The sequence below is a fragment of the Achromobacter sp. MUI-25009338 genome, from assembly GCF_057359325.1.
In genome coordinates this window covers 2,006,266-2,032,241 of record NZ_CM170627.1, presented here as the reverse complement: position 1 = coordinate 2,032,241, position 25,976 = coordinate 2,006,266, and the positions used below count along the sequence as shown (strand labels likewise).

Annotated in this window: 24 protein-coding genes; 4 read left to right on the top strand and 20 right to left on the bottom strand. The window is 69.0% G+C overall.

The genetic code is table 11. The annotated features are described in order from the left end of the window. Positions 1-16: 16 nt before the first annotated feature. From modA to AC1IQ6_RS09645, 6 genes are all read right to left on the bottom strand, one after another. Positions 17-772 carry a molybdate ABC transporter substrate-binding protein gene (gene modA, locus AC1IQ6_RS09670; protein ID WP_485866228.1) on the bottom strand — a complete coding sequence of 252 codons (756 nt, stop codon included), beginning with the start codon at positions 770-772 and terminating at the stop codon, positions 17-19. Between the two features lie 100 nt (positions 773-872). Continuing rightward, complete coding sequence (gene speD, locus AC1IQ6_RS09665) at positions 873-1,223, bottom strand: adenosylmethionine decarboxylase (protein ID WP_485866227.1); 351 nt, start codon at positions 1,221-1,223, stop codon at positions 873-875. Continuing rightward, on the bottom strand, positions 1,220-1,372 hold the full coding sequence (locus AC1IQ6_RS09660; protein ID WP_168202097.1) for a hypothetical protein: 153 nt from the start codon (positions 1,370-1,372) through the stop codon (positions 1,220-1,222). Before AC1IQ6_RS09660 ends, speD begins: the two co-directional genes overlap by 4 nt. A 4-nt stretch (positions 1,373-1,376) precedes the next feature. Further along, positions 1,377-2,849 carry a DUF4178 domain-containing protein gene (locus AC1IQ6_RS09655; RefSeq protein WP_485866226.1) on the bottom strand — a complete coding sequence of 491 codons (1,473 nt, stop codon included), beginning with the start codon at positions 2,847-2,849 and terminating at the stop codon, positions 1,377-1,379. 14 nt (positions 2,850-2,863) lie between these two features. After that, entirely contained in the window at positions 2,864-3,889 is a 1,026-nt protein-coding gene (locus tag AC1IQ6_RS09650) for an SPFH domain-containing protein (protein ID WP_102772378.1), read from the bottom strand. Positions 3,890-3,931: 42 nt separating this feature from the next. Next, positions 3,932-4,318 carry a DUF350 domain-containing protein gene (locus AC1IQ6_RS09645; RefSeq protein WP_102772379.1) on the bottom strand — a complete coding sequence of 129 codons (387 nt, stop codon included), beginning with the start codon at positions 4,316-4,318 and terminating at the stop codon, positions 3,932-3,934. A gap of 87 nt (positions 4,319-4,405) precedes the next feature. On the opposite strand from AC1IQ6_RS09645, the gene AC1IQ6_RS09640 reads away from it, so the two are divergent. From AC1IQ6_RS09640 to AC1IQ6_RS09630, 3 genes are read left to right on the top strand one after another with little or no spacing between them, the layout of a single operon-like run. Beyond that, positions 4,406-5,917 carry a polyamine aminopropyltransferase gene (locus AC1IQ6_RS09640; RefSeq protein ID WP_102772380.1) on the top strand — a complete coding sequence of 504 codons (1,512 nt, stop codon included), beginning with the start codon at positions 4,406-4,408 and terminating at the stop codon, positions 5,915-5,917. Further along, entirely contained in the window at positions 5,917-7,560 is a 1,644-nt protein-coding gene (locus tag AC1IQ6_RS09635; protein WP_485866225.1) for an NAD(P)-binding protein, read from the top strand. Before AC1IQ6_RS09640 ends, AC1IQ6_RS09635 begins: the two co-directional genes overlap by 1 nt. A 60-nt stretch (positions 7,561-7,620) precedes the next feature. Next, positions 7,621-8,865, top strand: a complete 1,245-nt coding sequence (locus AC1IQ6_RS09630) for an NAD(P)/FAD-dependent oxidoreductase (protein ID WP_485866224.1) — start codon at positions 7,621-7,623, stop codon at positions 8,863-8,865. Between the two features lie 18 nt (positions 8,866-8,883). Here the strand turns inward: AC1IQ6_RS09630 and AC1IQ6_RS09625 are convergent, their stop codons facing one another. From AC1IQ6_RS09625 to AC1IQ6_RS09615, 3 genes are all read right to left on the bottom strand, one after another. After that, positions 8,884-9,678 (bottom strand): ABC transporter ATP-binding protein, encoded by a 795-nt coding sequence (locus tag AC1IQ6_RS09625; protein ID WP_102772393.1) that lies wholly within the window; start codon positions 9,676-9,678, stop codon positions 8,884-8,886. A gap of 129 nt (positions 9,679-9,807) precedes the next feature. Continuing rightward, positions 9,808-10,689: an ABC transporter permease gene (locus tag AC1IQ6_RS09620; RefSeq protein ID WP_102772394.1), complete on the bottom strand. Its 882-nt coding sequence runs from the start codon at positions 10,687-10,689 to the stop codon at positions 9,808-9,810. Positions 10,690-10,955: 266 nt separating this feature from the next. After that, on the bottom strand, positions 10,956-11,927 hold the full coding sequence (locus AC1IQ6_RS09615) for an ABC transporter substrate-binding protein (protein WP_102772395.1): 972 nt from the start codon (positions 11,925-11,927) through the stop codon (positions 10,956-10,958). Positions 11,928-12,105: 178 nt separating this feature from the next. Here AC1IQ6_RS09615 and AC1IQ6_RS09610 point away from each other — a divergent pair, with 178 nt between their 5' ends. After that, positions 12,106-13,062 carry an aldo/keto reductase gene (locus tag AC1IQ6_RS09610; protein WP_485866223.1) on the top strand — a complete coding sequence of 319 codons (957 nt, stop codon included), beginning with the start codon at positions 12,106-12,108 and terminating at the stop codon, positions 13,060-13,062. Positions 13,063-13,069: 7 nt separating this feature from the next. On the opposite strand, the gene AC1IQ6_RS09605 is transcribed toward AC1IQ6_RS09610, so the two are convergent. The 11 genes from AC1IQ6_RS09605 to AC1IQ6_RS09555 form a co-directional block, all read right to left on the bottom strand. Then, entirely contained in the window at positions 13,070-15,538 is a 2,469-nt protein-coding gene (locus AC1IQ6_RS09605) for a TonB-dependent siderophore receptor (protein ID WP_111824664.1), read from the bottom strand. A 99-nt stretch (positions 15,539-15,637) separates the two neighbouring features. Then, positions 15,638-16,603, bottom strand: a complete 966-nt coding sequence (locus tag AC1IQ6_RS09600) for a FecR domain-containing protein (protein WP_485866222.1) — start codon at positions 16,601-16,603, stop codon at positions 15,638-15,640. Continuing rightward, positions 16,600-17,100 carry a sigma-70 family RNA polymerase sigma factor gene (locus tag AC1IQ6_RS09595; protein ID WP_102772397.1) on the bottom strand — a complete coding sequence of 167 codons (501 nt, stop codon included), beginning with the start codon at positions 17,098-17,100 and terminating at the stop codon, positions 16,600-16,602. The genes AC1IQ6_RS09600 and AC1IQ6_RS09595 overlap by 4 nt, the downstream gene beginning before the upstream one ends. A 79-nt stretch (positions 17,101-17,179) precedes the next feature. After that, entirely contained in the window at positions 17,180-18,151 is a 972-nt protein-coding gene (locus AC1IQ6_RS09590) for a Bug family tripartite tricarboxylate transporter substrate binding protein (RefSeq protein WP_102772398.1), read from the bottom strand. A gap of 135 nt (positions 18,152-18,286) precedes the next feature. Next, complete coding sequence (locus tag AC1IQ6_RS09585; RefSeq protein WP_111824660.1) at positions 18,287-19,828, bottom strand: malonate--CoA ligase; 1,542 nt, start codon at positions 19,826-19,828, stop codon at positions 18,287-18,289. Between the two features lie 5 nt (positions 19,829-19,833). Further along, positions 19,834-20,625, bottom strand: a complete 792-nt coding sequence (locus AC1IQ6_RS09580; RefSeq protein WP_102772400.1) for an enoyl-CoA hydratase/isomerase family protein — start codon at positions 20,623-20,625, stop codon at positions 19,834-19,836. 40 nt (positions 20,626-20,665) lie between these two features. Then, positions 20,666-21,979 carry a malonyl-CoA decarboxylase domain-containing protein gene (locus AC1IQ6_RS09575; RefSeq protein ID WP_168202096.1) on the bottom strand — a complete coding sequence of 438 codons (1,314 nt, stop codon included), beginning with the start codon at positions 21,977-21,979 and terminating at the stop codon, positions 20,666-20,668. Beyond that, positions 21,930-22,682 carry a GntR family transcriptional regulator gene (locus tag AC1IQ6_RS09570; protein WP_102772401.1) on the bottom strand — a complete coding sequence of 251 codons (753 nt, stop codon included), beginning with the start codon at positions 22,680-22,682 and terminating at the stop codon, positions 21,930-21,932. The genes AC1IQ6_RS09575 and AC1IQ6_RS09570 overlap by 50 nt, the downstream gene beginning before the upstream one ends. 108 nt (positions 22,683-22,790) lie before the next feature. After that, complete coding sequence (locus AC1IQ6_RS09565; RefSeq protein WP_485866221.1) at positions 22,791-23,561, bottom strand: class I SAM-dependent methyltransferase; 771 nt, start codon at positions 23,559-23,561, stop codon at positions 22,791-22,793. Positions 23,562-23,758: 197 nt separating this feature from the next. Then, the gene (locus AC1IQ6_RS09560) at positions 23,759-24,781 is read right to left on the bottom strand and encodes an acyl-CoA dehydrogenase family protein (protein WP_485866220.1); all 1,023 of its coding nucleotides are present in this window, start codon (positions 24,779-24,781) and stop codon (positions 23,759-23,761) included. 5 nt (positions 24,782-24,786) lie between these two features. Then, positions 24,787-25,974, bottom strand: coding sequence for an acyl-CoA dehydrogenase family protein (locus AC1IQ6_RS09555; protein WP_102772405.1), 1,188 nt, complete (start codon positions 25,972-25,974; stop codon positions 24,787-24,789). Positions 25,975-25,976 lie beyond the last annotated feature (2 nt).

The window sequence follows — 25,976 nt, the reverse complement described above, 5'->3', positions numbered from 1 at the left end:
TACGATTCAACAGGTCTCAGGGCTTCTGGAAGCCGTAGCGCGACAGTATCGCCTGACCGGCGGGAGACAGCACATAGGCGACGAAACTTTCGGCTTGGCTTGCCGCCGCGTCGCGCGCCGTGATGGCGATGGGATAGGTCACCGGCGTCTGCGAGGGCACGCGCACCGCGATCCTGACCTTGTCGGGCATGATGGCCGCGTCGGTGGCGAACACGAAGCCCGCGTCGACCTCGCCGCGCGCCACGTAGTCCAGGCTCTGGCGCACGTTCTGGGCCAGCACGCTCTTGGCCTGCACCGCGTCCCACAGGCCGGCGGCCTCCAGCGCGCCCTTGGTGTAGCGCCCCACCGGCACCGAGGCCGGGTTGCCGTAGGCCACGCGCTTGATCTCCGGGCGCGTCAGGTCCTCGAGCGCCGCGATGCCCGCCTTGCTGTCGGCCGGCACGATCAGCACCACCTGGTTGGCGGCGAAGTCCACCCGCGACGCCGGCCGCACCGCTTTCTCGGCGACCGCCCTGTCCATGGCTTTCTGGTCGGCCGAGGCGAACACGTCGGCCGGCGCGCCCTTGATGATCTGCTGCAGCAGCACGTCGGAGGCGCCGAAATTCAGGATCACCTTGGCGCCGGCGTGCGCTTTCTCGTAGCCCTGCGCCACTTCCTTGAACGCGTTGGTCAGGCTGGCGGCGGCCGACACCACCAGCTCGCCGGCGTGGACGCCGCCGCCCCAGGCAAGGGCAAGCGCCGCGGACAGCGTGACGAGGGGACGTTTGAACATAGTTTTCTCCGTGCAGATTCACGAAATATATATAGGTATATAACGATCGTCAATTTGGCTCTGCGCGGGAAATTGAGCCAGATCAAGCAGAGAGGCGGCCTCAGCCGCGCGCCACCGTGGTGACGTTCACCGACTCGGGCGCCAGCAGTTCGCGCAGCCGTTCCAGCGCGAGTTCGGGCCGGGCCGCGCCGCACATGAAGATGTCCAGGGCCGCGTAGCGGTGCTCGGGCCAGGAATGGATGCTGATGTGGGATTCGCTCAGCATGACTACGCCGGTCACGCCGGCGCCCTCGCCGAAATGGTGGAAATGGGCGCTCAGCACCTGCGCCCCGGCGGCCCGGGCCGCGTCGACCAGCTGCCGCTCCAGCGCCTGCGGATCGGACAGGCGCCCGGCCTGCACGCCGCGGAAATCGGCCAGCAGGTGGCGGCCGGCGGTGGCGTGCACGGTCACTTGTGGAACCCGCCGGAAGACCAGCCGGAACTGCCCGAACTGCCGCCCCAACCGCCGCCGCCCCGATAGGCGCCGCCGGGGGAGCTGGCGGCGCTGGTCGCGGCCAGCACCACCACCACGGCATAGATGGCATACAGGATCTTGCCCATCGCGCTATTCGTCCTTGCCGGAAAATCTGTCCGCCAGCACGGCGGGGACCCAGAGGAACGCCATGCCGATCACGATGGGCATGAAGTGTCCGCTGAAAATCTCGTCCAGGTTGAGCGCGCCCAGCCCGATCATGGCGATCCAGGCCCACTTGCGGTAGCCGCCGTCCTGCGCGGCGCGGCGCGGCGCGGCCTTCTGCCCGGCCAGCTGGGGCTTGCCGAACCACCGCGCCACCTGGGCGGCCCCCACCGGCGTGCTTGCCGACCAGCCCAGTTCGGTGTCGGTCAGTTCGCGCGTGAGCTTGAGGCTGGTGGCCTGGTAATCCGTGATCGCGGTGCTGTCGCCCACTTTCACGCGCCAGTTGAAGGCGCCCAGCGCCAGTTCGACGCGCGAGGTGTAGTCGTACAGCTTCTTGTACAGCTTGGAACGCCAGCGCACGCTGGTCGCGTCGTTATGGCTGGGCCAGCTGTCGCAGACCTGCACGCGCTCCCAGCCCTCGTCCGTCTCGACCAGCCAGATAAAGCCCTTGGTGGGATTGAACAGCAGGTATTCGATCCAGTCCGAAGGCTCTTCGGGATCGGGATCGGCGCACTTCATCAGGCCGATGATGGTGTAGGCGGCGCCGTCGATCTCGGCGCGCGCGCCCAGCGCCAGCGTGGTCTGGATCGCCTCGACCTTGCGCGCCTTCTCGATGACCTCGGCCGTGGGGCCCGAGCAATCGACCGCCGCCGCGCACGAGGGGCAGATCACCTGCGTGGCCAGGGCCGCCACGAAGCTTATCGGGGCGCCGCAATTGGGGCAGTCCAGCGCCTTGATCTGGCCGCGGAACCGGCCGGCGGTTTCCTCCACCTGCTCCGGGCTGCGCAGCGACGCCGCCTGCATGGCGGACAGGTCGAACGCCTTGCCGATATAGAGCACCGGCTCCGGCCCGTCGGAATAGTCCAGCGTCAGGAACGTGTCCAGGCTGCGGAAGTCCGCGGCCCTGGCCTGCCAGCCGTCGCCGGGCACGAAGGGCAGCTCGCCCTGCGCGCCGCCGGCCTGGCTGACCCGCACGTCGGCGGCCGTGTAGCGCTGGCCGTCCAGCTTTATTTCCACGCCTGGCGCGATTTCCTCGAACGGCGGCATGCCGTGCGCGTCCTTGACCTTGCGCCGCCGGGTCACGGCGTACTGGCCCGAAGCGTCCGACAGCCAGCCGTCCGAGCCGTCCTCGAACCACAGGTACCACTCGTTCCAGTAGCCTTCTTCGTAGCGCAGCTGGATGCGGCCGATGACGTCGAAGCGCTTGTCCTCGTACTTGCCGGCCGCGCCCAGGCACAGCGGCGAATAGTCCTCCAGCACCTCGGCCGTTTCGCCGATGCGCCGGACCGAGTCCGCATCCTTGAGCAAGGTGCTGCGGCACGCGCCGCAGACCGCCATCACGGAAACCGTGGAGGTGAATTTGACGGGAGCGCCGCACTGCGGACACAGAACCTGTTGCATGCGTGGGCCAGGTCCTAGCTGGTGAGTTTCTTCAGCACCTCGGCCTTGGCCGAGTCATAGTCGGCCGCCGTGATCAGCCCCTTGTCCAGCAGGTCCTTGAGCTGCTGCAGGCGCTGCACCGGGTCCGCGCCTGCCGCGGGCTGCGCAGGTTGCTGGCCCGGCTGCGCGGGCGGCTGGCCCTGCGCCGCGCCCAGCCCCTGCGCCATGGTCTGGCCCAGCGCCGCGCCGGCGGCCAGGCCCGCGCCGATGCCGGCGATGCCGCCTTCGTTCTGCGCGGCCAGCGGAATCGAGGTGGCGGTCTGGTACTGGGTGAACTTGCCGAGGTCGCCGGCCATGCCCATCGAGATCCGCGTGTCCAGCGCCTTCTGCAGTTCCTCCGGCAGCGAGACGTTTTCCACCGTGAAGTTGTCCAGCCTGACGCCGTAGCGGTCGAACACCGGCGCGAGCTGTTCGGCGATGCTTTGCGACATCAGGCCCTGGTTGCCGGCCATGTCCAGGAACGGCACCTTGGAGCCGCCCAGCGCCGTGGTCATGGCCGCAACCACCATGTTGCGCAGCTGCGCTTCCAGGTCGTCGACGGTGTATTCGTCGCGCGTGCCGCTGACTTCGCGGTAGAACTTGCCCGGGTCGGAGATCTGATAGGAATACACGCCGAACGCGCGCAGCCGCACCATGCCGAATTCGCTGTCGCGCAGCGTGACCGGCTGCGCCGTGCCCCAGCGCCGGCCCAGCTGCAGCCGCGTGCTGAAGAAGATCACGTCCGACTTGAAGGGCGACTCGAACAGCTTGTCCCAGTTCTTCAGGTAGGTCAGGATCGGCAGCGTCTGCGTGGTGAGCTTGTACATGCCGGGGCCGAACACGTCGGCCACCTTGCCTTCGTTGACGAACACCGCCATCTGCGACTCGCGCACGGTCAGGCTGGCGCCGTACTGGATCTCGAAGTCCTGCATCGGATGGCGCCAGGCGAGCACGCCGTCGCGATCCTCGTTCCATTGCAGGATGTCGATGAACTGCTTGCGGATGAATGAACCGAGACTCATGGAAAGTCCTCCTGTCGGGTCGGAGACTGCGCGCCTTGCGTATCAGGTCAGGCAGGCGGCGTTGACGATGCCGGCGGCGATCGAGATCGAGCCGATCAGGCCGCCCATGGCGATATTGTTTTCCCTGATGGCGTCGTTCATTCCGCGGATGGCCTGCGCCACCACCACGTAGACGACGATCTGCACCAGCATGGCGGCCAGGCCCCAGACCAGGAACATGACGAAGCTGGCGTGCAGCGCGATGCTGGAGCCCAGCGTCAGGCTGAAGCCCACCAGCGCGCCGCCGTAGGACAGCGCGGCGGCGATGTTGCCTTCGTGGATCAGCTCGAATTCCGGGTAGCGCGTCACCGCCGTGTAGACGGCCGTGAAGACGCCCAGCATCGCGAGCGCCGAAGCCATGTAGATCAGATAGGTCACCGCCGGATGCATTGCTTCTCCCATTGCCAGCCCTCCAATTGCGCGCAGTATATACGCCGGCTTCGATATACTGCGAACGCTCTTCGTGTCGGACATCCCATGCGCGACCGCGTACTCATTCTTTCGGTATTGATCGTCGCTTCCTGCGGCCTGGGCTACGAGCTCATCAGCAGCGCGCTGGCCAGCTATCTGCTGGGCGATTCCATCCTCCAATTCTCCTCCGTCATCGGCTGCTACCTGTTCGCCATGGGCATAGGCTCGTGGCTGTCAAAATATGTAAAAGACGAAGACGTTTTGAATCGATTCATCGACGTGGAGCTGCTGGTCGCGCTGCTCGGCGGCGTATCGGCGGCGGTGCTGTTCCTGGTCTTCGCGTGGCTGTCCGCGCCGTTTCGCGCCGCGTTGTACGTGGGCGTGTTCGTCATCGGCATGATGGTCGGCATGGAGATCCCGCTGGTGATGCGGGTGTTCAACCAGCGCAAGGCCGAGTTCCGCGAGATCGTCAGCCGCGTGCTGACCTTCGACTACCTGGGCGCGCTGGCCGTCTCGCTGGTGTTCCCGTTGCTGCTGGCGCCCAAGCTGGGGCTGCTGCGCACCAGCTTCCTGTTCGGCATGCTCAACGCCGGCGTGGCGCTGTGGACCACCTGGCTGTTCCGCAGCGAGGTCCGCCGCCCCGGCGAGCGCGCCATCCGCGCCAGCGTGGTGATGGGGCTGCTGGGCCTGGGCTTTCTGTATTCCGGCAACATGACGGCCTGGGCCGAGAAAGGCCTGTACGGCGACGAGGTGGTGCATGCCGAAACCACGCCGTACCAGCGCCTGGTGGTCACGCGCTGGCACGACGACCTGCGCCTGTACATCAACGGCAACCTGCAGTTCTCCTCGCGCGACGAACACCGCTACCACGAATCGCTGGTGCATCCGGGCCTGCAGGCCCTGCCCTGGGCGCGCAACGTGCTGGTGCTGGGCGGCGGCGACGGCCTGGCCGTGCGCGAAGTGCTCAAGTACAAGCAGGTCGAGCGCGTGACGCTGGTGGATCTGGACCCGGCCATGACCGGCCTGTTCTCGCGCTCCGAGCCGCTGACCCGGCTGAACGGCGGCTCGCTCACCGACCCGCGCGTCACCGTCGTCAACGAGGACGCCGGCCGCTGGCTGGAAACCCATGCCGAGGTCTACGACTTCATCATCGTGGATTTTCCCGACCCGTCGAACTTCGGCCTGGGCCGCCTGTACTCGGTGCCCGTCTACCATCTGATGGCGCGCCACCTGGCCGAGAACGGCTATCTGGTGGTGCAGTCCACCTCGCCCTACTTCGCGCCGCGCTCGTTCTGGAGCGTGGACGCCACGCTGAAAGAGGCCGGGCTGAACACCTGGCCTTACCACGTCTACGTGCCCTCTTTCGGCGACTGGGGCTTCATCCTGGCGGGCAAGCGCCGCGACTACGCGCCGCCCGAGAAGATCACGGTGGCCACGCGCTACCTCGACCCCGCCACGACGCGCGAGCTGTTCCATTTCCCGGCCGACATGCCGGCGCTCGCGATGCCGCCCAACCGCTTGAATGAGCAGTCGCTCGTGCGCTATTTCGACGAGGACTGGCGCCAGGTCATCCGCTGATGCGCCGCCGCAGCTTCCTGTTGGGCGCGGGCACGGCCGCGATCGCCGGCGCCACCGCCGGCTACTGGCGCTCGCGCATCGTCGAGACCACGCCCCAGGTGCATTACCCCGGCATGCAGGCCGGCCACGCGCTGCGCGACGGCGCATCCTGGCCGCAGCCGGCGTCCGTGCGCCGCCACGGCGTGGCGATCCTGGGCGCCGGCGTCGCCGGCCTGTCCTGCGCCTGGAAACTGGCGCGCGAAGGCCATACCGATTTCATCGTGGTGCAAGGCCCGGAGTTCGGCGGCAACGCCGCCGGCGGCCGCCGCGACGGCCTGGACTATCCGCTGGGCGCGCACTACCTGCCGCTGCCGTCGCTGGCGTCCTCGCACGTGCGCGAAATGCTGGCCGACTTCGGCGTCATCCAGCGCGGCGCGAGCGAGGAGCGCCCCTACTACGACGAGGCCGTGCTGGCGCACTCGCCCCAGGAACGTCTGCTGCGCGACGGCCGCTGGGAAGACGGCCTGCTGCCCATGACCGGGCTGCCCGAGGCGGACCTGACCCAGCACCGGCGCTTCCTGGCCCTGATCGAGCGCCTGCGCGGCGCCACCGGCAGCGACGGCCGCAAGCTCTTCTGCATTCCGCTGGCGCTGTCGTCGCGCGATCCCGCGTGGCGCGCGCTGGACACCATCACGTTCAAGCAGTGGCTGCAGCGCGAAGGCTATACCTCGCCGGCGCTGCACTGGTATCTGGACTACTGCTGCCGCGACGACTATGGCGCGCGCTACGACGTGGTCTCGGCCTGGGCCGGCCTGCATTATTTCGCCAGCCGCGACGGCCATGCGGCCAACGCCGCCGAGGGCGCGGTGCTGACCTGGCCCGGCGGCCTGTCGGTGCTGGCGGCCAGGCTGCGCGACGCGGTCACGCGCAAGCTGGGCCATGACCGATGGCTCGTGGCCGGCGCCGCGGTGCGCGTCCAGGACACGCCCGCCGGCCCGCTGGTCACCTGCCTCGCGCCCGGCCCCACGGCCTCGGCCTACAGCGTGCAGACCCGCCGCACGGTGTGCGCGATGCCGCTGTTCGTGGCCCAGCGCATCCTGCCCGACATCCGCGCCTACGGCTACGATCCGGCCGTGCACGCGTCCTCGCACGCGCCCTGGATGGTGTCGAACTTCGTCATGGACGGCTACCCGGCCGAGGCGCCGGGCGAGCCGCTGTCCTGGGACAACGTGGTCTACGGCGGACGCGCGCTGGGCTACGTCGTGTCCACGCATCAGCTGCTGCGCGTGGCGCCGTCGCCGCGCAGCGTGTTCAGCGCCTATCACGCGCTCAGCGGCCAGACGCCGCGGGCCGCGCGCGAATGGCTCGCGTCCGCCAGCCCCGAAGCCCTGCGCGACGAAGCCGCCGCCGACCTGATCGCGGCCTACGGCAAGGCGTTCTGGCGCAACGCGCGAGCGCTGGAGATCACGGTGCGCGGCCACGCGATGGCCTCGCCGCTTTGCGGCTACCTGGCCAACGCCGGGCTGGCGGCGCTGCGCGAGGTCGACGGCCCGGTGCTGTTCGCGCATGCCGACCTGTCGGGCTATTCCGTGTTCGAAGAAGCCGCGTGGTGGGGCGTGGTCGCCGCCGGCCGCATCCTGGGGCAGGCGCCGCCCACGGCCTGAGGGGGCTGCAATACAATTCGGCGTCCCGCCGGCGGCCCGGCGGCTTTTGGCGGAATCCCTATGGCAGCGAAGCAGGTCATCGTTCTCGGCGCGGGCATCGTGGGCGTGTGCTGCGCGCTCGAACTGTTGCGCCGAGGCATGTCGGTCACCCTGGTAGACCGGCAGGAGCCCGGGCGCGAAACCTCGCTGGGCAATGCCGGCGTGATCGCCCGCAGCTCGCTCATGCCGTTCAACCATCCCGGCCTGTGGACCCAGCTGCCGCGGCTGCTGAAAAACGACAGCGTGCAATTCCGCTATCGTCTGCGCTATCTGGCGCGCAACCTGGGATGGGCCGCGCGCTTCCTGCTGAACGCCCGGCCCGCCGTGTTCCAGGAAACCGCCGCGGCGCTGGACGGCCTGATCCGCCTGTCCGCCCCCGAGCACCTGCGCCTGCTGGGCGAGGCCGGCGCCTTGCCGCGCCTGCGCGACACCGGCTGGGTCTTCCTGTACCGCTCGCAACAGGCCTGGGAAGGCGCCGAAGCGGCGCGCCGCGCTTATGCGCAGTTCGATGTGCCGACCCAGGCGCTGAACGCCGCCGAACTGGCCGCGATGGAACCGGCGCTGGCGCCCATCTTTCCGCGCGCGCTATGGATACAGGGCTCGTATTCCGTCGACGACCCGCACGAAGTCACGGCCGCCTACGCGCGGCTGTACCGCGAGCGCGGCGGCGCCTATACCCGCCTGAACGCCCGCGCCATCGGCCGCGACGGGCAACGCTGGACGGTGCGGGGCGACAGCGCCGCGCTATCGGCCGACCGGCTGGTGGTGGCCCTGGGCCCGTGGTCGAAAAGCCTGCTGGCCACGGCCGGCATCGGCCTGCCGATGGCGTTCGAACGCGGCTATCACATGCACTACAGCGGATTGAACGGCGCCAGCCTGTCGCGCCCGGTGTACGACACCGGCGGCGGCTACGTGCTCTCGCCCATGGCCCGCGGCCTGCGGCTGACCACGGGCGTCGAGCTGGACGCCTGCGAGGCGCCGGCGCGCGGCGTGCAGCTGGAGCTGGCCGAGGCCCGCGCGCGCGAGGCCTTCCCGCTGGACCGGCGGCTGGACGCCAGCGCCTGGCTGGGCCGGCGCCCCACCCTGCCCGACAGCCGCCCGATGATAGGCGAGGCGCCGCGCCATCCCGGCCTGTGGCTGGCGCTGGGCCATCAGCACATCGGCTTCAGCACCGCGCCGGGCACGGCCAGGATACTGGGGGAATTGATGGCCGGCGAAGGCGACGCGGCGCGCCACGCGGCCTTCCGGCCGGGGCGCTTCCTGTAGGCCGCCCCGGGCCGCCGGTCAGCCCAGCAGCAGCGCGTCGTCCGACAGCTTCTCGCCGCGCACGCGCTCGAACATCTGCAGCAGGTCCGGCACGTCCATGCCGCGGCGCTCGTCGCCGGAGACGTCCAGCACCACCTGCCCCTGATGCAGCATCACGGTGCGGTCGCCCACGTCCAGCGCCTGGCGCATGCTGTGGGTGACCATCATGGTGGTCAGGTGGCTTTCGGCCACGATGCGGGCCGTGAGCTGCAGCACGAAGTCGGCGGTGCGCGGGTCCAGCGCCGCGGTGTGCTCGTCCAGCAGCAGGATGCGCGACGGCTGCAGCGCCGCCATCAGCAGGCTGACCGCCTGGCGCTGGCCGCCGGACAGCAGGCCGATGCGGTCGGAGAGGCGGTTCTCCAGGCCCAGGCCCAGCGTGGCCAGGCGTTCGCGGAAGCCCTCGCGCATCGAAGCCTTGACCGCGCGGCTGTAGCCGCGGCGCGCGCCGCGCATCTGCGCCAGCGCCATGTTCTCTTCGATGGTCAGGTCTTCGCAGGTGCCGGCCATGGGGTCCTGGAACACCCGCGCCACGCTGCCGGCGCGCGCCCACACGGGCTGGCGCGTGACGTCCACGCCGTTGATGTCGATGCGGCCCGAATCGACCGACAGGTCGCCCGACACCGCGTTCAGGAAGGTGGACTTGCCGGCCCCATTGGAACCGATGACGGTCACGAACTGGCCCTGCGGGATTTCCAGCGACAGGCCGCGCAGCGCGCGCGTCTCGATGGGCGTGCCGGCGTTGAACGTGATTTTCAAATCTTTGGCGGACAACATTTCAGTACTCCATTAATACACTCACCGCCTGAACCCTGCACGGCCCGATCGGGGCCGCCGGGGAGCCGGCTCTGCCGGTCCCCGCGCGGCGCCCCCCGGGGGAGAGGCGCCGCAGGCGCTTCGGGGGGGTTACTTCCTGACTAGACGGCGCTTGAGCATGGGGATCACCAGCGCGATCGTCACCAGCACCGCGGTCACCAGGTTCAGGTCCTGCGCCTTCAGGCCGATGAAATCGCTGTTCAGCGCCAGCGCGATGAAGAAGCGGTAGACGATGGCGCCGATGATGACGGCCAGCGTCGCCAGCACCAGCTTGCGCGACGGCAGGATGCTCTCGCCCACGATCACGGCGGCCAGGCCGATCACGATGGTGCCGATGCCCATGGAGATGTCCGACCCGCCCTGGGTCTGCGCGAACAGCGCGCCGGCCAGCGCGACCAGCGCGTTCGACAGCGCCATGCCGCTCAGGATCATGCGGCCGGTGTTCACGCCCTGGGCGCGGGCCATGCGGCCGTTGGAGCCGGTGGCGCGCACGGCCAGGCCGGTCTGGGTGGCGAAGAACCAGTCCAGCGCGAGCTTGGCCAGGATCACGATGACGACCAGGATCAGCGGCCGCGCGACGTAGTCCGACAGCCATGCGGGCTGCAGGATGGTGAATACGGTGGGTTCGGTGATCAGCGGCACGTTGGGCTTGCCCATGATGCGCAGGTTGACCGAATACAGGGCGATCATCATCAGGATGCTCGCCAGCAGGTCCATGATCTTGAGCTTGACGTTCAGCCAGCCGGTGACCAGGCCCGCGCAGGCGCCGGCGATGGTGGCGATGACGGTGGCCAGGAACGGGTCGGTGCCCGACGCGATCAGCGTGGCGCAGACTGCCCCGCCCAGCGGGAAGCTACCGTCGACGGTCAGGTCCGGGAAGCGCAGCAGGCGGAACGAGATGTACACGCCCAAGGCCACCAGGCTGAAGATCAGTCCGATCTCCAGTGCGCCCAACAACGAAAACAATGACATGGGTCAAATCCAGATGAGGTAAGAAACGAGCATATTAAAGAGTTGAAACGTCGGACTTCTTGCGTTTGCGGGTCAGTTTTACCCCAGCTTTCGCAATAAACGTTTCCCGAATCGCGATTTTCTCTCGTTTCCTGCCAAAAGCTCTCCCGCGCCGGGCGTAGTACGCCGGCGAAACTCAGAATCATCCGGGGAGACAGGCTAGACAAAAACGCAAGAAAAACCCCGCTCACGCTGCTGGAGCATGGCGGGGCTTGTACGATTCCGGTTTACTTCACGACCACCGCAGCCGACTTGAGCACGTCGTCGGACAGGGTCACGCCCTGCTTGGCGGCCGCGCCCGGGTTCACGTAGAGCTCGAGCTTGGAGCTGGTCTCCGAGGCGATGGCGCCGGGCTTCTCGCCCTTGAGGATGCGCACCACGATCTTGCCGGTCTGCACGCCCAGGTCGCGGTAGTTGATGCCCAGGGCGGCGATGCCGCCGCGCTTGACGCTGTCGGTGTCCGAGGCGATCAGGGGGATCTTGGCGTCGTTGCCGACCTTGACCAGCGATTCGTAGGCCGACACCACGTTGTTGTCGGTGTTGGTGTAGATGACGTCGACCTTGCCGATCAGGCTGCGGGCGGCGGAAGCCACGTCCACCGAGCGCGGCGCGGCGGCCTCGACCAGGCTCATGCCCGACTTGGGCAGGATTTCCTGCAGCTTCTTGACCACCACGACCGAATTGGCCTCGCCCGGGTTGTAGACCATGCCCACGCGCTTGGCGTTGGGCACGATGCGCTTGATCAGCTCGACCTGCTTGTCCAGGGCCAGCAGGTCCGACACGCCGGTCACGTTGGTGCCCGAGGCTTCCATGCCGGGAACCAGCTGGGCGGCGACCGGATCGGTGACGGCGGAATACACCACCGGCACGTCCTTGGTGGCGGCCACCACGGCCTGAGCCGACGGCGTGGCGATGGCGACGATGGCGTCGGGGCGGTCGCCCACGAACTTGCGCGCGATCTGCGCGGCGGTGCCGTTGTTGCCCTGCGCGCTCTGGTATTGCCACTTCAGGTTCTTGCCCGGCTCGTAGCCGGCCTGCTTGAGGGCGTCCTGCACCCCGTCACGCACCGCGTCCAGCGCCGGGTGCTCGACGATGGCGGTGACCGCCACCGACTTTTGCTGCGCGGCCACCGGCGCGGCGATAGCCAGCGCCAGTGCCATGGCGCCAACCGTCAGAAAATGTTTTTTTCCGATCAGCATAGGTAAGCTCCTTGAACCCTTGGTTTTTGTCGATTATTACGGCGCCGCCGGCGGCTACCCGCCGGCCGGGCCACCATAAAGCCGTATAGTCTAACTTGCCGCCAAGCAAAATGACTTCGGGGAATCCCTGTGACGAAACATGTCGCCGCGCCCCGTCAACCGCTACAGAGGCCTCATCATGATCAAACGCGCACTGGGCCGTTCCGGCCTGCAGATTCCCCCGCTGACCTTCGGCGGCAACGTCTTCGGCTGGACCGTCGACGAGGCCGGCACGTTCTCGCTGCTGGACGCGCTGGTCGACGCAGGCCTGAATTTCATCGACACGGCCGACGTGTATTCGCGCTGGGTCAAGGGCAACCAGGGCGGCGAATCCGAAACCCTGATCGGCAAATGGCTCAAGCGTTCGGGCAAGCGCGACCGCGTGCTCATCGCCACCAAGGTCGGCATGGAGATGGGACCCGACGCCAAGGGGCTGGCGCCGGCCTACATCCGCCGCGCGCTGGAAGCGTCGCTGGCGCGCCTGCAGACCGACTACGTGGACCTGTACCAGTCGCACGAGGACGATCCCGACACCCCACTGACCGACACGCTGGCCGAATACGCCAAGCACATCGAGTCCGGCAAGGTGCGCGCCATCGGGGCCTCGAACTACACCCCGGTGCGCCTGTCGGAAGCGCTGATCGCCAGCGAGCGGCACGGCCTGCCGCGCTACGAGAGCATCCAGCCCGAATACAACCTGTACCGCCGCGAGACCTTCGAATCCGGGCTGCAAAGCCTGGTGAAGACGCAGCAGATGGGCACGATCAACTATTACGCGCTGGCCAGCGGCTTTCTCAGCGGCAAGTACCGCACGCAGGAAGACGCCGGCAAGAGCGTGCGCGGCCGCCTGATCGTCAAGACCTATCTCAACGACCGCGGCCTGCGCATCCTGAAGGCGCTGGACGAGGTCTGCGAAGAAGCCGGCTGCACGCCGGCGCAGGCCGCGCTGGCCTGGCAGATCGCGCAGCCCGGCATCACCTCCCCCATCGTCAGCGCCACCTCGCTGGATCAGCTGGACGAACTGGTCAAGGCCGCCAGCCTGACGCTGACGCACGAGCAGCTGGCCAAGCTCAGCCAGGCCAGCGAGTGGCGTTGACCGGGCGCTAGAAGCGCTGGGTCAGCGTGACCAGCGCGGTGCGGCCCTCGCCGTAATAGACCGAGTTGTAGAAACCCATCGCGCGGTAGTAGCGCTTGTCCGCGAGGTTGCTCACGTTGAACTGCAGCTGGGTCTGCGGCCCCAGGTCGTAGCGGGCCATCAGGTCGAACAGCGCATACGGCGCCTGCTCCACCGAGGCGGACTGCTCCCCGTAGTACCCCAGCGCCCGGGTGCGGCTCTGCCAGCGCACCCCGCCGCCCACCACCAGCCTGTTCAGGACGCCCGGCAACCGGTAGGCGGTGCTGACCTTCAGCATCTGCTCGGGCTGCGTGGTCTGAACCTTCCTGCCCTGGTTGTCCTTCGACACGCGGTAGGTATAGCCCAGGAACAGGTTCCAGCCGGGCGTCATTTCTCCGGCCAGTTCCAGTTCGAACCCGCGGGTGCGGGTGCCGTCCAGCATCTCGTACCAGGACTCGTTGCGCGCGACGTCGAAGCCGCCGTATTCGGCCACGTCCTTCTGGTTGGTCTGGAACACGGCGAACGAACCGTTCAGGCGGCCTTCCAGGTAAGACGCCTTGATGCCCGCCTCGTAGTTGTGGCCGTAGGCCGGGCCGGTCATTTCCCAGTCTCGGGTCTTGTACATCTGCGGCTGGAAGATGTTGGTATAGCTGGCATAGGCGGTATAGGTGTCGTCGAGATCGTAGGTCACGCCCAGGTAAGGTGTGAGTTCGGAATAGCGCTGCGATTGCGACAGCGTGGTCGGGACCGCCTCCGGGGACCATTGGTTCCAGCGGTATTCGTCGGCCTCCCAGCGCGTCCAGCGCGCCCCCGCCAGCAGATGCAGGCCGCTGGCGAGATTGAAACGCGCCGTGCCGAAAATGCCGGTCTGCGTGGTGCGCAGCTGCTGGTCCGAGACCGCCTGGTCCCAAACCGGTTCGGGCCAGTCGCCGCTCCAGTCATGGATGTTGGGAATCGGATAGCTCGCCTGGTCGGAAGAGTTCCAGCCCTTGGTGCGACTGCGCGTCCTGGAATGCGAGAAGCCCAGATTGAATTCATGCGTTGCGCCAAACAGGCCGAAGTCGCCGTTCAGAGAGCCTCCGTAGACGTCCTGTTCGCTATTGCCGCGGTATTTGCGCAGGGTCGGCGTGCCAGACAGATAGCCGGTTTCGGCGTCGACCGGGAAGTCCGCGGCGAACAGCAACGAGGCGTCGAAATCGTTGTCCAGGCGCGAATACGACAGGCGGCCTTCCCAGCCGTTGGCGAAACCATGTTCGAGCTGGGCGAAGTATTCGGTGGAGTCGGTGTCCCAGGTGGTCCACTTGGCGCCCACCGTCTGCCCCTTGCGCCAATCGACCTGCTCGCCGTTGGTGTCGAATATCGGCAGGCCGCCCCACATCACGCCCTTGGGACGCGAGCGCTGCGCGGACGCGCCGGCGCTGAGCGTGGTCGATTCGGCGATGTCCGCCTCGACGATGCCATAGGCCACGTCGCGCTTCTTGCTGTAGAGATCCAGGGTATCGCCGCGCCGCTCCTTGGCTCCGACCACGCGGGCGCGCACCGCGCCCGAACCGGTGAGCGGCGCCGACAAATCGACCTCGCCGCGATAGGTGTCGTAGCTGCCGCCCATGGCCCTCAGGCTGCCCTGGAACTCGCGCGTCGGCCGTTTGCGAATGAAATTGACCGACCCGCCCGGATTGCCGGTGCCGCTCATCAGGCCGGTCGCGCCGCGGATGATTTCCACGTGGTCATAGATGACCGGGTCCAGATTGCCTTCGCCGAACTGGTAGGTATTGTCCAGCGGCTTGACCACGCCGTCGAACTGCATGGTGTCCATCTGGAAGCCGCGCGAATAATAGCTGAGCCGGTCGGTCTCGCTTTGCTGGACGTTCATGCCGGTGGCGTGTTCCATGACGTCGCGCACGCTGCCCATGGCCTGATCGTCGAGCTGCTGGCGCGTCACGATACTGGTGGACTGGGGCGTGTCGCGCTGCGTCAGCACCAGGCCGTTGGCCGACCGCATCCAGTCCGCGGTATAGGAGCCGCTGCCTTCGGTGGTTGCGCCGGCGCCCAGCACCACCACGGCGTCGAGTTCGGCCGCCTGCGCGCCGGGGGCATGCTGCAGCAGATAATCGCCGTCGGCGCGGCGCACGGCTTGCAGGCCGGTGCCGGCCAGCAGCGCCGCGAAGCCCTGCTCCACGCCATAGGCGCCGTGCAGCCCGGCGGTCTCCATGCCCGCGGCCAGCGCCGGGTCGAAGGACAGCAGCACGCCGGCCTGCCGGGCGAAACCGGACAGCGCCGCGCCGAGCGCGCCGGCCGGCACGTCCACCGAATGCAGCGCCGGCACGGCGCCCGCAGGCTGGGCCAGCGCGGGCAGGACCGCGGCGCCGGCGGCCGCGGCCAGCGCCAGCGCGGCCAGGGCCTGCATGCGCGGGCGCGCCGGCGCAACGGGACGGGAGGAGGAAAAAGGCAGAGACATATCGTTGGTTCCAGGCGAAGTAATTCGATGCTTCACCTGTATGCCAATCGAAAACCGGAAAGTGACAGCCGTTCCACCGGGCAGGCGACGCCAGCCGGATCAGCCTGCCGGCCGCAGCACCACCCAATAGCGCGTATGGCGTTCCACGCGCACCGGCAGCGTGCGCGCCACGGCGGCCAGGGCGCGGTCGGTGTCGTCCAGCGGGAACGAACCGGAAATGCGCAGCGCCGCCACCGCGGGATCGCAGGCCAGCCTGCCGGGCCGGTAGCGGGCCAGTTTCTCGACGAAGGCATCGAGCCGCATGCCGTCGGCGTACAGCGCGCCGTGCAGCCAGTCCTCGGCCTGCGCGACAGGGACGGCCGGCTGCACCGCGCGCCGGTCGAAGTACGCACCCGAGCCTGCCTGGAGGACGCGCGCCGCGCCCCCGTCCGCCGCCGGTTCGATCCGCACGGCGCCTTCGGTCACGGCGATCCATGCGCCTTCATCGGCCAGCCGGACCGTGAATCGGGTTCCCAACGCGGTGACGCGGCCGGCCGGCGTGGACACGGCCAGCGGCCGCGGCGGCGCCAGCGCATCGGCGTGCGAGGCGAGGTGCAGTTCGCCGCGGCGCAGGACGACCAGGCGCCGCGCCGCATCGAAGCGCAGATCGGCGGCGCTGTCGGAATTGAGGGTGAGCACGCTGCCGTCGGGCAACGTCGCGCTGCGCCGCTGCCCGACCGCGGTGGCGTAGTCGGAAGTCCATTCCGTCCAGGGCAGGCCCGCCGCCGCCAGCCCGCCCGCGCCCAGCACCAGCGACAAGGCCTTCAGCGCCCGCCGCCGGCCGCGCCGGGGCGTGCGTTCCAGCGCCGCGAGACCTGCGTGCGGTTCTATCAGGCCGAACTGGCGGCCCAGCATTTCCACGCGCTCCCAGGCCTGCCGGTGCGCCGGGCTGGCTTCTATCCAGCGGCGGCAGGCGGCGCCGTCCTCCGCGGTGGCGTCATCGGCGCCCAGGCGGACGAACCAGAGGCTGGCCTCGCGGATGACCGACGCCGGCAGCTCGGCCGGGCCCGTGGCGCGCCCGCTCACCACGCCGCCAGGCAATGCTGCATGGCGCGGGCCAGGTACTGGCGCACCGAACTGACCGACACCTGCATGCGTCCGGCGATCTCGGCGTGCCGCAGCCCTTCCAGCTGCGCCAGCAGGAACGCCTTGCGCACCTTGGGCGGCAGGCCGTCGAGCAGGCGGTCGATTTCGATCAGGGCCTCCAGGGCCAGGGCCCGGCGCTCGGGCGACGGCGCGGCCGCCTCTCCGAGCGACGCCAGGCTGTCCAGGTAGGCGCGCTCGATGTCGCGGCGGCGGAACAGGTTGACCATGAGCCCGTGCGCGATGGTCGTCAGATAGGCGCGCGGTTCGCGCAGGCTGCGCGTGTCGTCCTCGCGCACCAGCACTTTCAGGTAGGTATCGTGGGTCAGGTCCGCCGCGTCGAAGGGGCAGCCGGTCTTTCGGCGCAGCCAGTCGCGCAGCCATGACTGATGCTGTATGTAGAGCCCTTCGACGGGCGCTGGGGTTCCGCTGTGACTCATGGCATTCGACGGGCCGGACCGCAAATTCAAAATTGATAACGATTATCAATATTAATTCAAAATCCGGCCCGCGCATGCCTCAATCCAGCTTCACCCCCGAGTCCTTCACCACCTTGGCCCAGCGTTCGACTTCGCTGTCGACGAACTTGCCGAACGCCGGTCCGGTCAAGGTCGGCACGGCCGAGCCGTTGCTGGTCCAGGTTTCCTTGATCTTGGGCGCGTTCAAGGCCTTGGTGATTTCGGCGCTCATCTTGTCCACCGCTTCCTGCGGCGTGCCGGCAGGCGCCCAGATCGCGTACCAAGTCGAGACCACGTAGTTGGGCACGCCCGCCTCGGCGGCGGTGGGCACGTCGGGCAGCGAAGGCGAGCGCTCGGCCGCGGCCACCGCCAGCGGCTTGATCGTGCCGGAGCGGATATGGCCGGCCGAGGAGCCCAGGCCGTCGAAGGCCAGGTCCACCTGCCCGCCGATCAGCGCCGACAGCATCGGCCCGGCGCCCTGGTACGGCACGTCCACCAGCTTGATGCCGGTCTGCATCGCGAACAGCTCGCCGGCCAGGTGGTGGGTGCTGCCCTTGCCGGCGGTGCCGAAGTTGATTTCGCCCGGACGCTTCTTGACGTAGGCGATCAGCTCCTGCACGGTCTTGACCGGCAGCTTGCCCGGATTGATGACGATGACCTGCGGCGGCTGCGCCACCAGCGCGACCGGCACGAAGTCCTTCTGGATGTCGTAGCTGAGGTTCTTGTAGAGCGAGGGGGCCAGCGCGTGGTGGGCGCCGCCCATGAAGAAGGTGTAGCCGTCCGGCCTGGCCTTGGCCGCCACGCCGGCGCCCACGGTGCCGCCGGCGCCGCCCTTGTTGTCGATGACCACGGTCTGGCCCAGCTGGGTGGTCAGTTGCTGGGCCAGCGGACGGGCGAAGGTGTCGGTGCCGCCGCCGGCCGGGAACGGCACGATCAGCGTGATCGGACGTTCCGGCCATTGGGCGGCGGCCGCGCCGCCGTAGCCCGCGGCGCAGACGGCGACCAGGGCCGCGGCGATAGTGCGATATTTCATTTTGTCTCCTCTTGCTGCAGCTCGGGGAAGCCCCTTGGGGTCTTCCGGTTTTTTTATGGAATGATGCTGCTCGGTCTTTGGGGCTTTATCTTGGCATGGGCTCCTGGGAAAAGGATTCGGGACGGGCGAACGGCCTCACAACGTGCCGTACGTTTCGCGCAGCACGTTCTTCTGGACCTTGCCCATGGTGTTGCGCGGCAGCTGATCGACGATGTGCACGCGCTTGGGCACCTTGAAATTGGCGATGCGCGCCTTCAGCTCGGCCTGCATGGCGTCCGCGTCCAGCGCCGCGCCGTTCCTGGGCACCACCACGGCGACCACGGCTTCGCCGAAATCGGCATGCGGCACCCCGATGACGGCGGACTCGGCCACGCCGGGCATGTCGTCGATCAGGGTCTCGATTTCCTTGGGGTAGACGTTGTAGCCCCCCGAGATGATCAGGTCCTTGCTGCGGCCCACGATGGACAGGTAATCGGCGGGCACGTCGCGGCCGGCGGATTCGCCGCCCCAGCGGCCCACGTCGCCCGTCTTGAACCAGCCGTCCTCGGTGAATTCCTCGCGGGTCTTTTCCGGCATGCGCCAGTAGCCCGAGAACACGTTGGGGCCGCGCACCTGCACGTTGCCGATCTCGCCCGGCGCCAGCGCGACGCCCGCGTCGTCCACCACCCGGACCTGCACGCCCGGCAGCGCGCGGCCGACGGTGCCGGCCAGGCGCTCGCCCAGCGCGGGATCGTAGGGGTTGGAGGTCAGCATGACGGTTTCGCTCATGCCGTAGCGCTCCAGGATGGCGTGGCCGCTGCGTTTCTGGAACTCCGAGAAAGTCTCGGCCAGTAGCGGCGCCGAGCCCGAGATGAACAAGCGCATGCGCGCGCAGACCTTGCGGTCGAAGCGCGGGTCGGCCAGCAGCCGCACATAGTAGGTGGGCACGCCCATCATCACCGTGCTCTGCGGCAGGTAGCGCAGCGCCTGGTCGGCGTCCAGCTTGGGCAGCCAGATCATCTTCGCGCCGGCCAGCAGCGCGCCGTGCGAGGCGACGAACAGGCCGTGCACGTGGAAGATGGGCAGCATGTGCAGCAGCACGTCGTCGCTGCGCCAGCCCCAGTAGTCGTGCAACACGCGGGCGTTGGCGGCCAGGTTGCCGTGCGACAGCATCGCGCCCTTGCTGCGCCCGGTGGTGCCGGACGTGTACAGGATGGCGGCCAGGTCGCCGGGCTCGCGCGCCACGGTCTCGAAGCGCTGCGACAGGCCGCCCGCGGCCTCCAGCAAGGTGCCGGTGCGGTCCTCGTCCAGCGTGTAGACGTGCGCGCAGCCGGCCTTGTCGGCGGCGCGGCGCACCCATTCCAGGTTCTTGCTGGCGCAGACCACCACGGCCGGCTCGGCGTTGCCCAGGAAGTATTCGATTTCCGATTCGCGGTAGGCGGTATTCAGCGGCAGGTACACCAGGCCGGCGCGCAGCGTGGCGAGGTACAGCAGCAAGGCTTCCGGCGACTTCTCCACCTGCACCGCCACGCGCGATCCGTCGGGCAGGTCCAGCGAGGCCAGCAGATTGGCCAGGCACGCGGTGGCGCGGTCGATGTCGTCCCAGGTGTATTTCAGCTCGGGGGTTTCCAGCGCGACTTTGCTGCGGTCCGCGGGAAAGCCGCCTTCCAGCACGGCATATAGATTAGCGTTGCTCACCTTGTCTAGTCTCCGGAGAAGTTGGGATCTGTGCCGGCCAGGAACGCGCGCACGCCTTCTTTGTGGTCGCGGCTGTCGGCGTAGGAAAAGTAATCCTGGTATTCGTCCTCGCTGAGCGCGCCGCCGGCGGCGAGCCTGCGGGACAGGCGTTTGTTGATGCGGGCGGCCAGGGGCGCGCCGCGGGCGATGCGCTCGGCGCTCTGGCGGGCGGCGTCGGCCACCTCGGAATCGGCCACGATGCGGGTCAGCAGGCCCAGCTCGCGCGCTTCTTCGGCGCCGAATACACGGCCCTCCAGCAGGATGGCCAGGGTCGCGGCCCGCCCGGCCAGCGCCAGCAGGCCGCTCATTTCGTCGGGCGCCATGGGAAAGCCCAGCCGGTTGATCGGCACGCCCAGGCGCGCCGAACTGCCGGCGATGCGCAGGTCACACTGGCTGGCGATTTCCAGGCCGCCGCCCACGCACACGCCCTCGATCTGCGCCACCACCGGCTGCGGGCACAGCGCCACCGCGCGCAGCGCCGGCGCCAGCAGTTCGCGGTGGTAGCGCTGCACCGCGGCCATGTCGCCCCGCTGCTGCGGGAATTCGCGTATGTCGGCACCGGCGGCGAAATTGCCGCCGGCGCCGCGCACGATCACGCAGCGCACGCCGTCGTCGGCCGCGATGTCCTCGAAGACCTCGCGCAGTTCCTGCCACATGCCCACCGTGATGGCGTTCAGGCGCCCCGGGTGCGACAGCGTGACCCAGGCCAGATGGCCCTCGCACGCCAGCAGCACGCGGCCAGCCGCGTTTTCCGTCATGTCCCCTCCTCTATGGTCCCGCGGCTGCCGCGGGACCGGATCAATCTTGTAGTTTCGCCACGCGCCCCACGCCCCGGCTGACCTGGGGCTTGCCCTCGCCCAGGCGGGCCAGGTTGTCGTCCAGTTCGTCCAGGTCGTACAGGTAGTTGACCATCATGGCGCAGGACTGCTTGAGCCCCTTGGGCGAGGTATCCGCCGCCCAGTTCAGCCTTTCGATGCGCGCGCCGTTGCCCAGGTGGAAACGCGCCACCGGGTCCAGCGGCTGGCCGTTCTTCATGGATTGCAGGTAACTGGCCGCCAGCCGCAGTCCGGCCCGCTTGACCACGTCCGGCGCCTTGCCCTGGGCGGCCCGCGCCAGGCGCGCGACCCAGCGCTGTCCGTCGGGCGCGGCCTCGCGCTTGCGGGCTTGCGCGCGCGCCTTGTCCTCGCGCACGATGGCCTCGACCGCATCGGCCTCCAGCTTGCCCAGCCAGTCCGCGAAGCCCGGAATGGGCGACAGCGTGGCGAAGGACTTGAGCTTGGGCAGTTCGTCCAGCAATTGCTCGACCACGCGCTTGAGCAGGAAGTTGCCGAAGCTGATGCCCTTCAGGCCGGGCTGCGTGTTCGAAATGGAATAGAAGATGGCCCAGCGCGCCTTGTCCAGGTCCTGCGGCGGCAGCGTGCTGTCGAGCAGCACCTGCACGTCGTCGGCCATGTGGCTGGCGAAGGCCACTTCCACGAAGATGAGCGGCACGTCCGGCATCTGCGGATGGAAATAGGCGTAGCAGCGGCGGTCCGGCGACACGCGGCGGCGCAGGTCGTCCCAGGACGTGATCTCGTGCACGGCCTCGTAGAGGATCAGCTTTTCCAGCAGCGAGGCCGGCGAATCCCAGGTCAGCGGACGCAGTTCCAGCAGGCCCACGTCGAACCAGGCGGACAGCAGCCCTTCCAGGTCCTTGTCCAGCGCCTGCAGGCCGGCGACCTGCTTGCGCCAGCGCAGCATGTCGGCGCGCAATTCCACCAGGAAGCGCAGCCCCTGCGGCTGGGCGTTGAAGCGCTTGAACAGGCGCGCGCCCTCGCCGGCGGATTCCGCGAAACTGCCGCGGACCTGGGCCAGCGCGGCCAGCATCAGCCGGCGGTCCTTGGACTGGGCCGCGGCGTACTGCTCACACCAGCGGCGCGCCAGCTTGTTGGCGGCCACGTCGGTCAGGCGCGCCTCGAACAGGCGACGCACTTCGGATTCGCTGGGCAGGCGGCCGCGCTCCCAGAGCCGGCCGAGCCGGGTGATCAGGCCCGCGGCTTCCTCGGCGCCGTCGGTCTCGGGCTCAGGCGTGCGCGCGCCGCGCGCGGGTGCGAGATTGGCGGGTGCGGACATGGGCGGGCTCCTCGATGACGATGGGTTCCGGCGGCGCCGGCTCGCCGGCCTCCGCAAGGCTCAATGCGCGCAGCGCTTCCAGCTGCCGCATCAGGTGGGTATGCGCGAGCGCCTGCGCGGCCTCGCCGTCGCGCGCCTTGAGCGCTTCGAAAATGGCCAGGTGCTCGGCGCAGGACTGCTCGATCCGGCCCGGCTGCGACAGGCTGCGGTGGCGCGACAGGCTCAGCACCTTGCGCAGGTTGCCGACCATGTCCGACAGCCACTGGTTGCCGGCCAGCGCCTGCACCGCCTCGTGAATCAGATAGTTGGTCTTGTAGTAGGCGTCGATGCGCCCGGCCCGCGCATGGCCGGCCAGCGCCGCATGCAGCGGCTCCAGCGCCGCCAGCTGTTCGTCGCTGGCCTTGCGCGCGGCCTCGAACGCGCAACGCCCTTCCAGCATGGCCATCAGCGGAAAAATGTCTTCCAGGTCCTGCGCCGACAGCTCGTTGACGAAGCAGCCGCGGCGCGGCTCCAGCCGCACCAGGCCTTCGGTGGCCAGCACCTTGAGGGCTTCGCGCAAGGGCGTGCGCGAGATGCCCAGCTCGCCCGCCAGACGCAGCTCGTCTATCCATTCGCCGTTGCGCAGCGAGCGCGCATGGATCATGCCGCGCAGCCGGTCGGCGACTTCCAGGTACAGCGCTTGGCGGACAATGGGCTGGGTCATGGGCGCGGCTTGCCTGTAATTCATAATTATGAATAAGCCCATGATAGGCCCCGTTCGCGCAGGCCGTAAAGCCCCCGCCGCCCTGGGGCCTACCCTAGTGTTCCGGTCCTAGAAATGCAGCACGCCGTCCACCGCGTGGCGCGTCAGCGAGCGCGCCCAGCGCCGCGCCGGCAGGCCGTAGCGCGCCTCTACCTCTTCGGCGCGGGCCAGCAGCTGCGCCGGCGTGATCGCCAGGGCCGGGCCGGAGAAGGCCAGCACGATCTGGTTGCCCGCGTCGATTTCGGGCAGCAGCAGCACGCGGTCGTCGAAGGCCTTGGACAGGTTGTCGATGTTGCGCCCGAAGCTCTCGTGGCGCCCGAACAGGTTCACCGCCAGCACCCCGACCTCGCCCAGCACGCGGCGGCAGTCGCGGTAGAACTTCACGCTGTCGCGCACCGGGCCCTCGGCCGCGGCGTCGTAGAGGTCCACCATCAGCACCGGGCAGCGCCCGGCGTTGAGCGGGTCGGCCACCCAGACGCCGGCGTCGGCGTGCTCGACCTCGAGCCGGTTGGCGCCGGGCAGGCGGAAGAACATGTGACAGGCGGCGGTCACGCGCGGATTCCATTCCACCGCCAGCAGCGGGCTGCGGGTGTGCTTGACGCAGAACCGCGCCAACGATCCGGCGCCCAGGCCCAGCATGCCGATGGGCTCGTCCTTGGGCGGCTCCAGGAACAGCAGCCAGGCCATCATCTGGGCGGTGTACTCCAGCACCAGCTCGGCGGGGCTCTTGATGCGCATGGCGCCCTGCACCCATTCGGTGTTGAAGTGGAGGTAGCGGATGCCGTCCACTTCGGAAAGGGTCGGCTGGTCGAGTTCGGACGGGAAGGCGGATTTTTTCATGGCGCGATTGTAGGCGGATGCCGGCGTTTGTCTCTTGCCACGAAAGGCGGCGGCTGGCGTCGCCTGATGGGTTTCGCGCGCTCGATATCTGAGTTTTTTTGCAAGGAATCTCGCGCTGCACCCATCCTACGCATCAGGGCCCGAACGTAGGATGGGTGCAGCGCGAGAGAACGCAACTGCCGAGCGCGCGAAACCCATCAGGCGGCCTCCCAGATCCGCTCCAACAGATCCGCGCAAGACACCTCTGCCTCCAGGCTGGCCGCCAGCCGCAGCACGCGCTTCAGATACAGATGCGCGTCGCATTCCCAGGTCACGCCCATCGCGCCGTGGGTCTGGATCGCGTTCTGCACGGCCCGCCTGCCGGCCTCGACCGCCAGCAGCGGCACGAACAGGGCGTCGCGCGGCGCCGAAGCCGCGGCCTCGTCCAGCGCGGCCGCGGCCGCCCAGCCGGCCAACCTGGCGTCGTCCAGGGCCATCCAGTCTTCGGCCAGCCGATGCTTGATGGCCTGGTTGGCGCCGATGGCGCGGTCGAACTGGCGGCGTTCGCGCGCGTAAGCCGCCGCCATGTCGAGCGCGGCCGAGGCCGCGCCCAGCAGTTCGGCCGAGCGCAAGAGCCGCAGGCGCGTGCGCAGGCGTTCCCAGACGCCGGGGGCCGATTCGAGTTCGACGCTCTCCAGCACTTGCACGCGCGCGGCCTGCGCCACCGGCATGGTCGGGTCCAGCCCGGCCTCGCCCGCCAGCGGCGCCAGCAGTTCGGCGCGCAGCGAGGCCTCGCCGGTGCGGCGCAGGGCCAGCGCGCGCACGCCCTCGCCCGCGCCTTCGACATAGGCCGAGCCGTCGGGACGCAGCGCGGCGTCGGCGTAATAGGTTTCGCCCGCCATCATGGCGGCGGCCCATTGCGACGCCGGGCCGCCCGCGCCGGCCTCGCACAGCGTGGGCAGCAGCGTCATGTTGGCCGCCAGCGGCAGGCCCAGCAGATGGCGGCCGGCGGCTTCGGCCACGATCCAGGCTTCGCGCATGCCCAGGCCCAGCCCCTCGTGCGCGGCGGGCGCCAGCAGCGCCGGCCAGCCCTGTTCGGCGATGCCGCGCCATTGTTCCAGGCGCGTGCGCGCGGGCTGCTCGCAGGCGGCCCGGGCCGTGGACAGGGGATGGCGTTCGGCCAGGTAGCGCCGGGCCGCGTCTTGCAGCATGCGCTGGTCTTCGGTCGGATGCAGGTCCATGGAATTCAAGCCTTGGGCAGGCCGAGCATCTGCTCGGCGATGATGTTGCGCTGGATCTCCGAAGTGCCAGCCAAAATGGTTTCGGCGCGCGACCACAGGTAGGCGTGCACCAGCCCCGCCGCGCGCGGATCGGCCGGGCCTGCCGCCACGCAGGCCGCTTCGCCCAGCAGTTGCAGCGACAGTTCGAGCAGGCGCTGGTGCGCCTCGCTCCAGTGGATCTTGGTGGACGAGCCTTCCGGTCCCGGCGGATCGCCGCGCATGGCGCCGGCCAGCGCGCGCTGCGACTTCAGCGCCAGCACGTGGCTGTCGGCGGCCAGCCGCGCCCAGCGCTGGCGCACGGCGGCCGAGGCCGCCGGCACCCGGCCGTAGGCGTCGGCGCGCTGCGCCAGTTCGCGTATCTGCTGCAGCTCCTGCGCGAAGCGCACCAGGCGCGGGATGAAGTAGGTGCCGCGCTCGAAGCTGGCCGCGGCCATGGCGATCTTCCAGCCCTGGTTTTCCTCGCCCAGCAGGTCTTCGCGCGGCACGTGGACGTTCTCGAAGAAGACTTCGCAGAACTCGGCCTCGCCGGTGAGCTGGCGGATGGGCTCGACGCGCACGCCCGGGCTGCGCATATCCACCAGCAGAAAGCTCAGGCCCTTGTGGCGCGCCGACTGCGGATCGGTGCGCGCCAGCACGAAGCAGCGCTGCGCGCGATCCGCGAACGAGGTCCAGATCTTGTGGCCGTTGAGCACGTAGCCGCCCGGCGCCGGCTCGGCGCGGGTGCGCACCGAGGCCAGGTCGGAGCCGGCGCCCGGCTCCGAATAGCCCTGGCACCACACTTCGCGGTTGGACAGGATGCCGGGCAGGAAGCGGCGCTTCTGCTCCTCGCTGCCGAAATGCAGCAGCGTGGGCGCGAGTATGCCGTGGCCGATCAGGTTCACGCCCAGCGGCGCGCCGCAGCGCGCATGCTCTTCGTGAAAGACCGCCTGGCGCGACAGCGGCAGCGCCTGCCCGCCGTACTCTCTGGGCCAGCCCAGCCCGGACCAGCCGTGCGCGCACAGCGTGTCCTCCCAGGCGCGCCGGAAGTCCAGATCGCGCGGATCGGCCGCGCCCGGCCAGCCGCGGACGAAGTCCGCATAGGCCGATTGCAGCCACGCGCGCAGCTCGCGGCGGAAAGTCTCGTCGTCCGCCGCGGCGGTTTCCAACTGGGTCATGC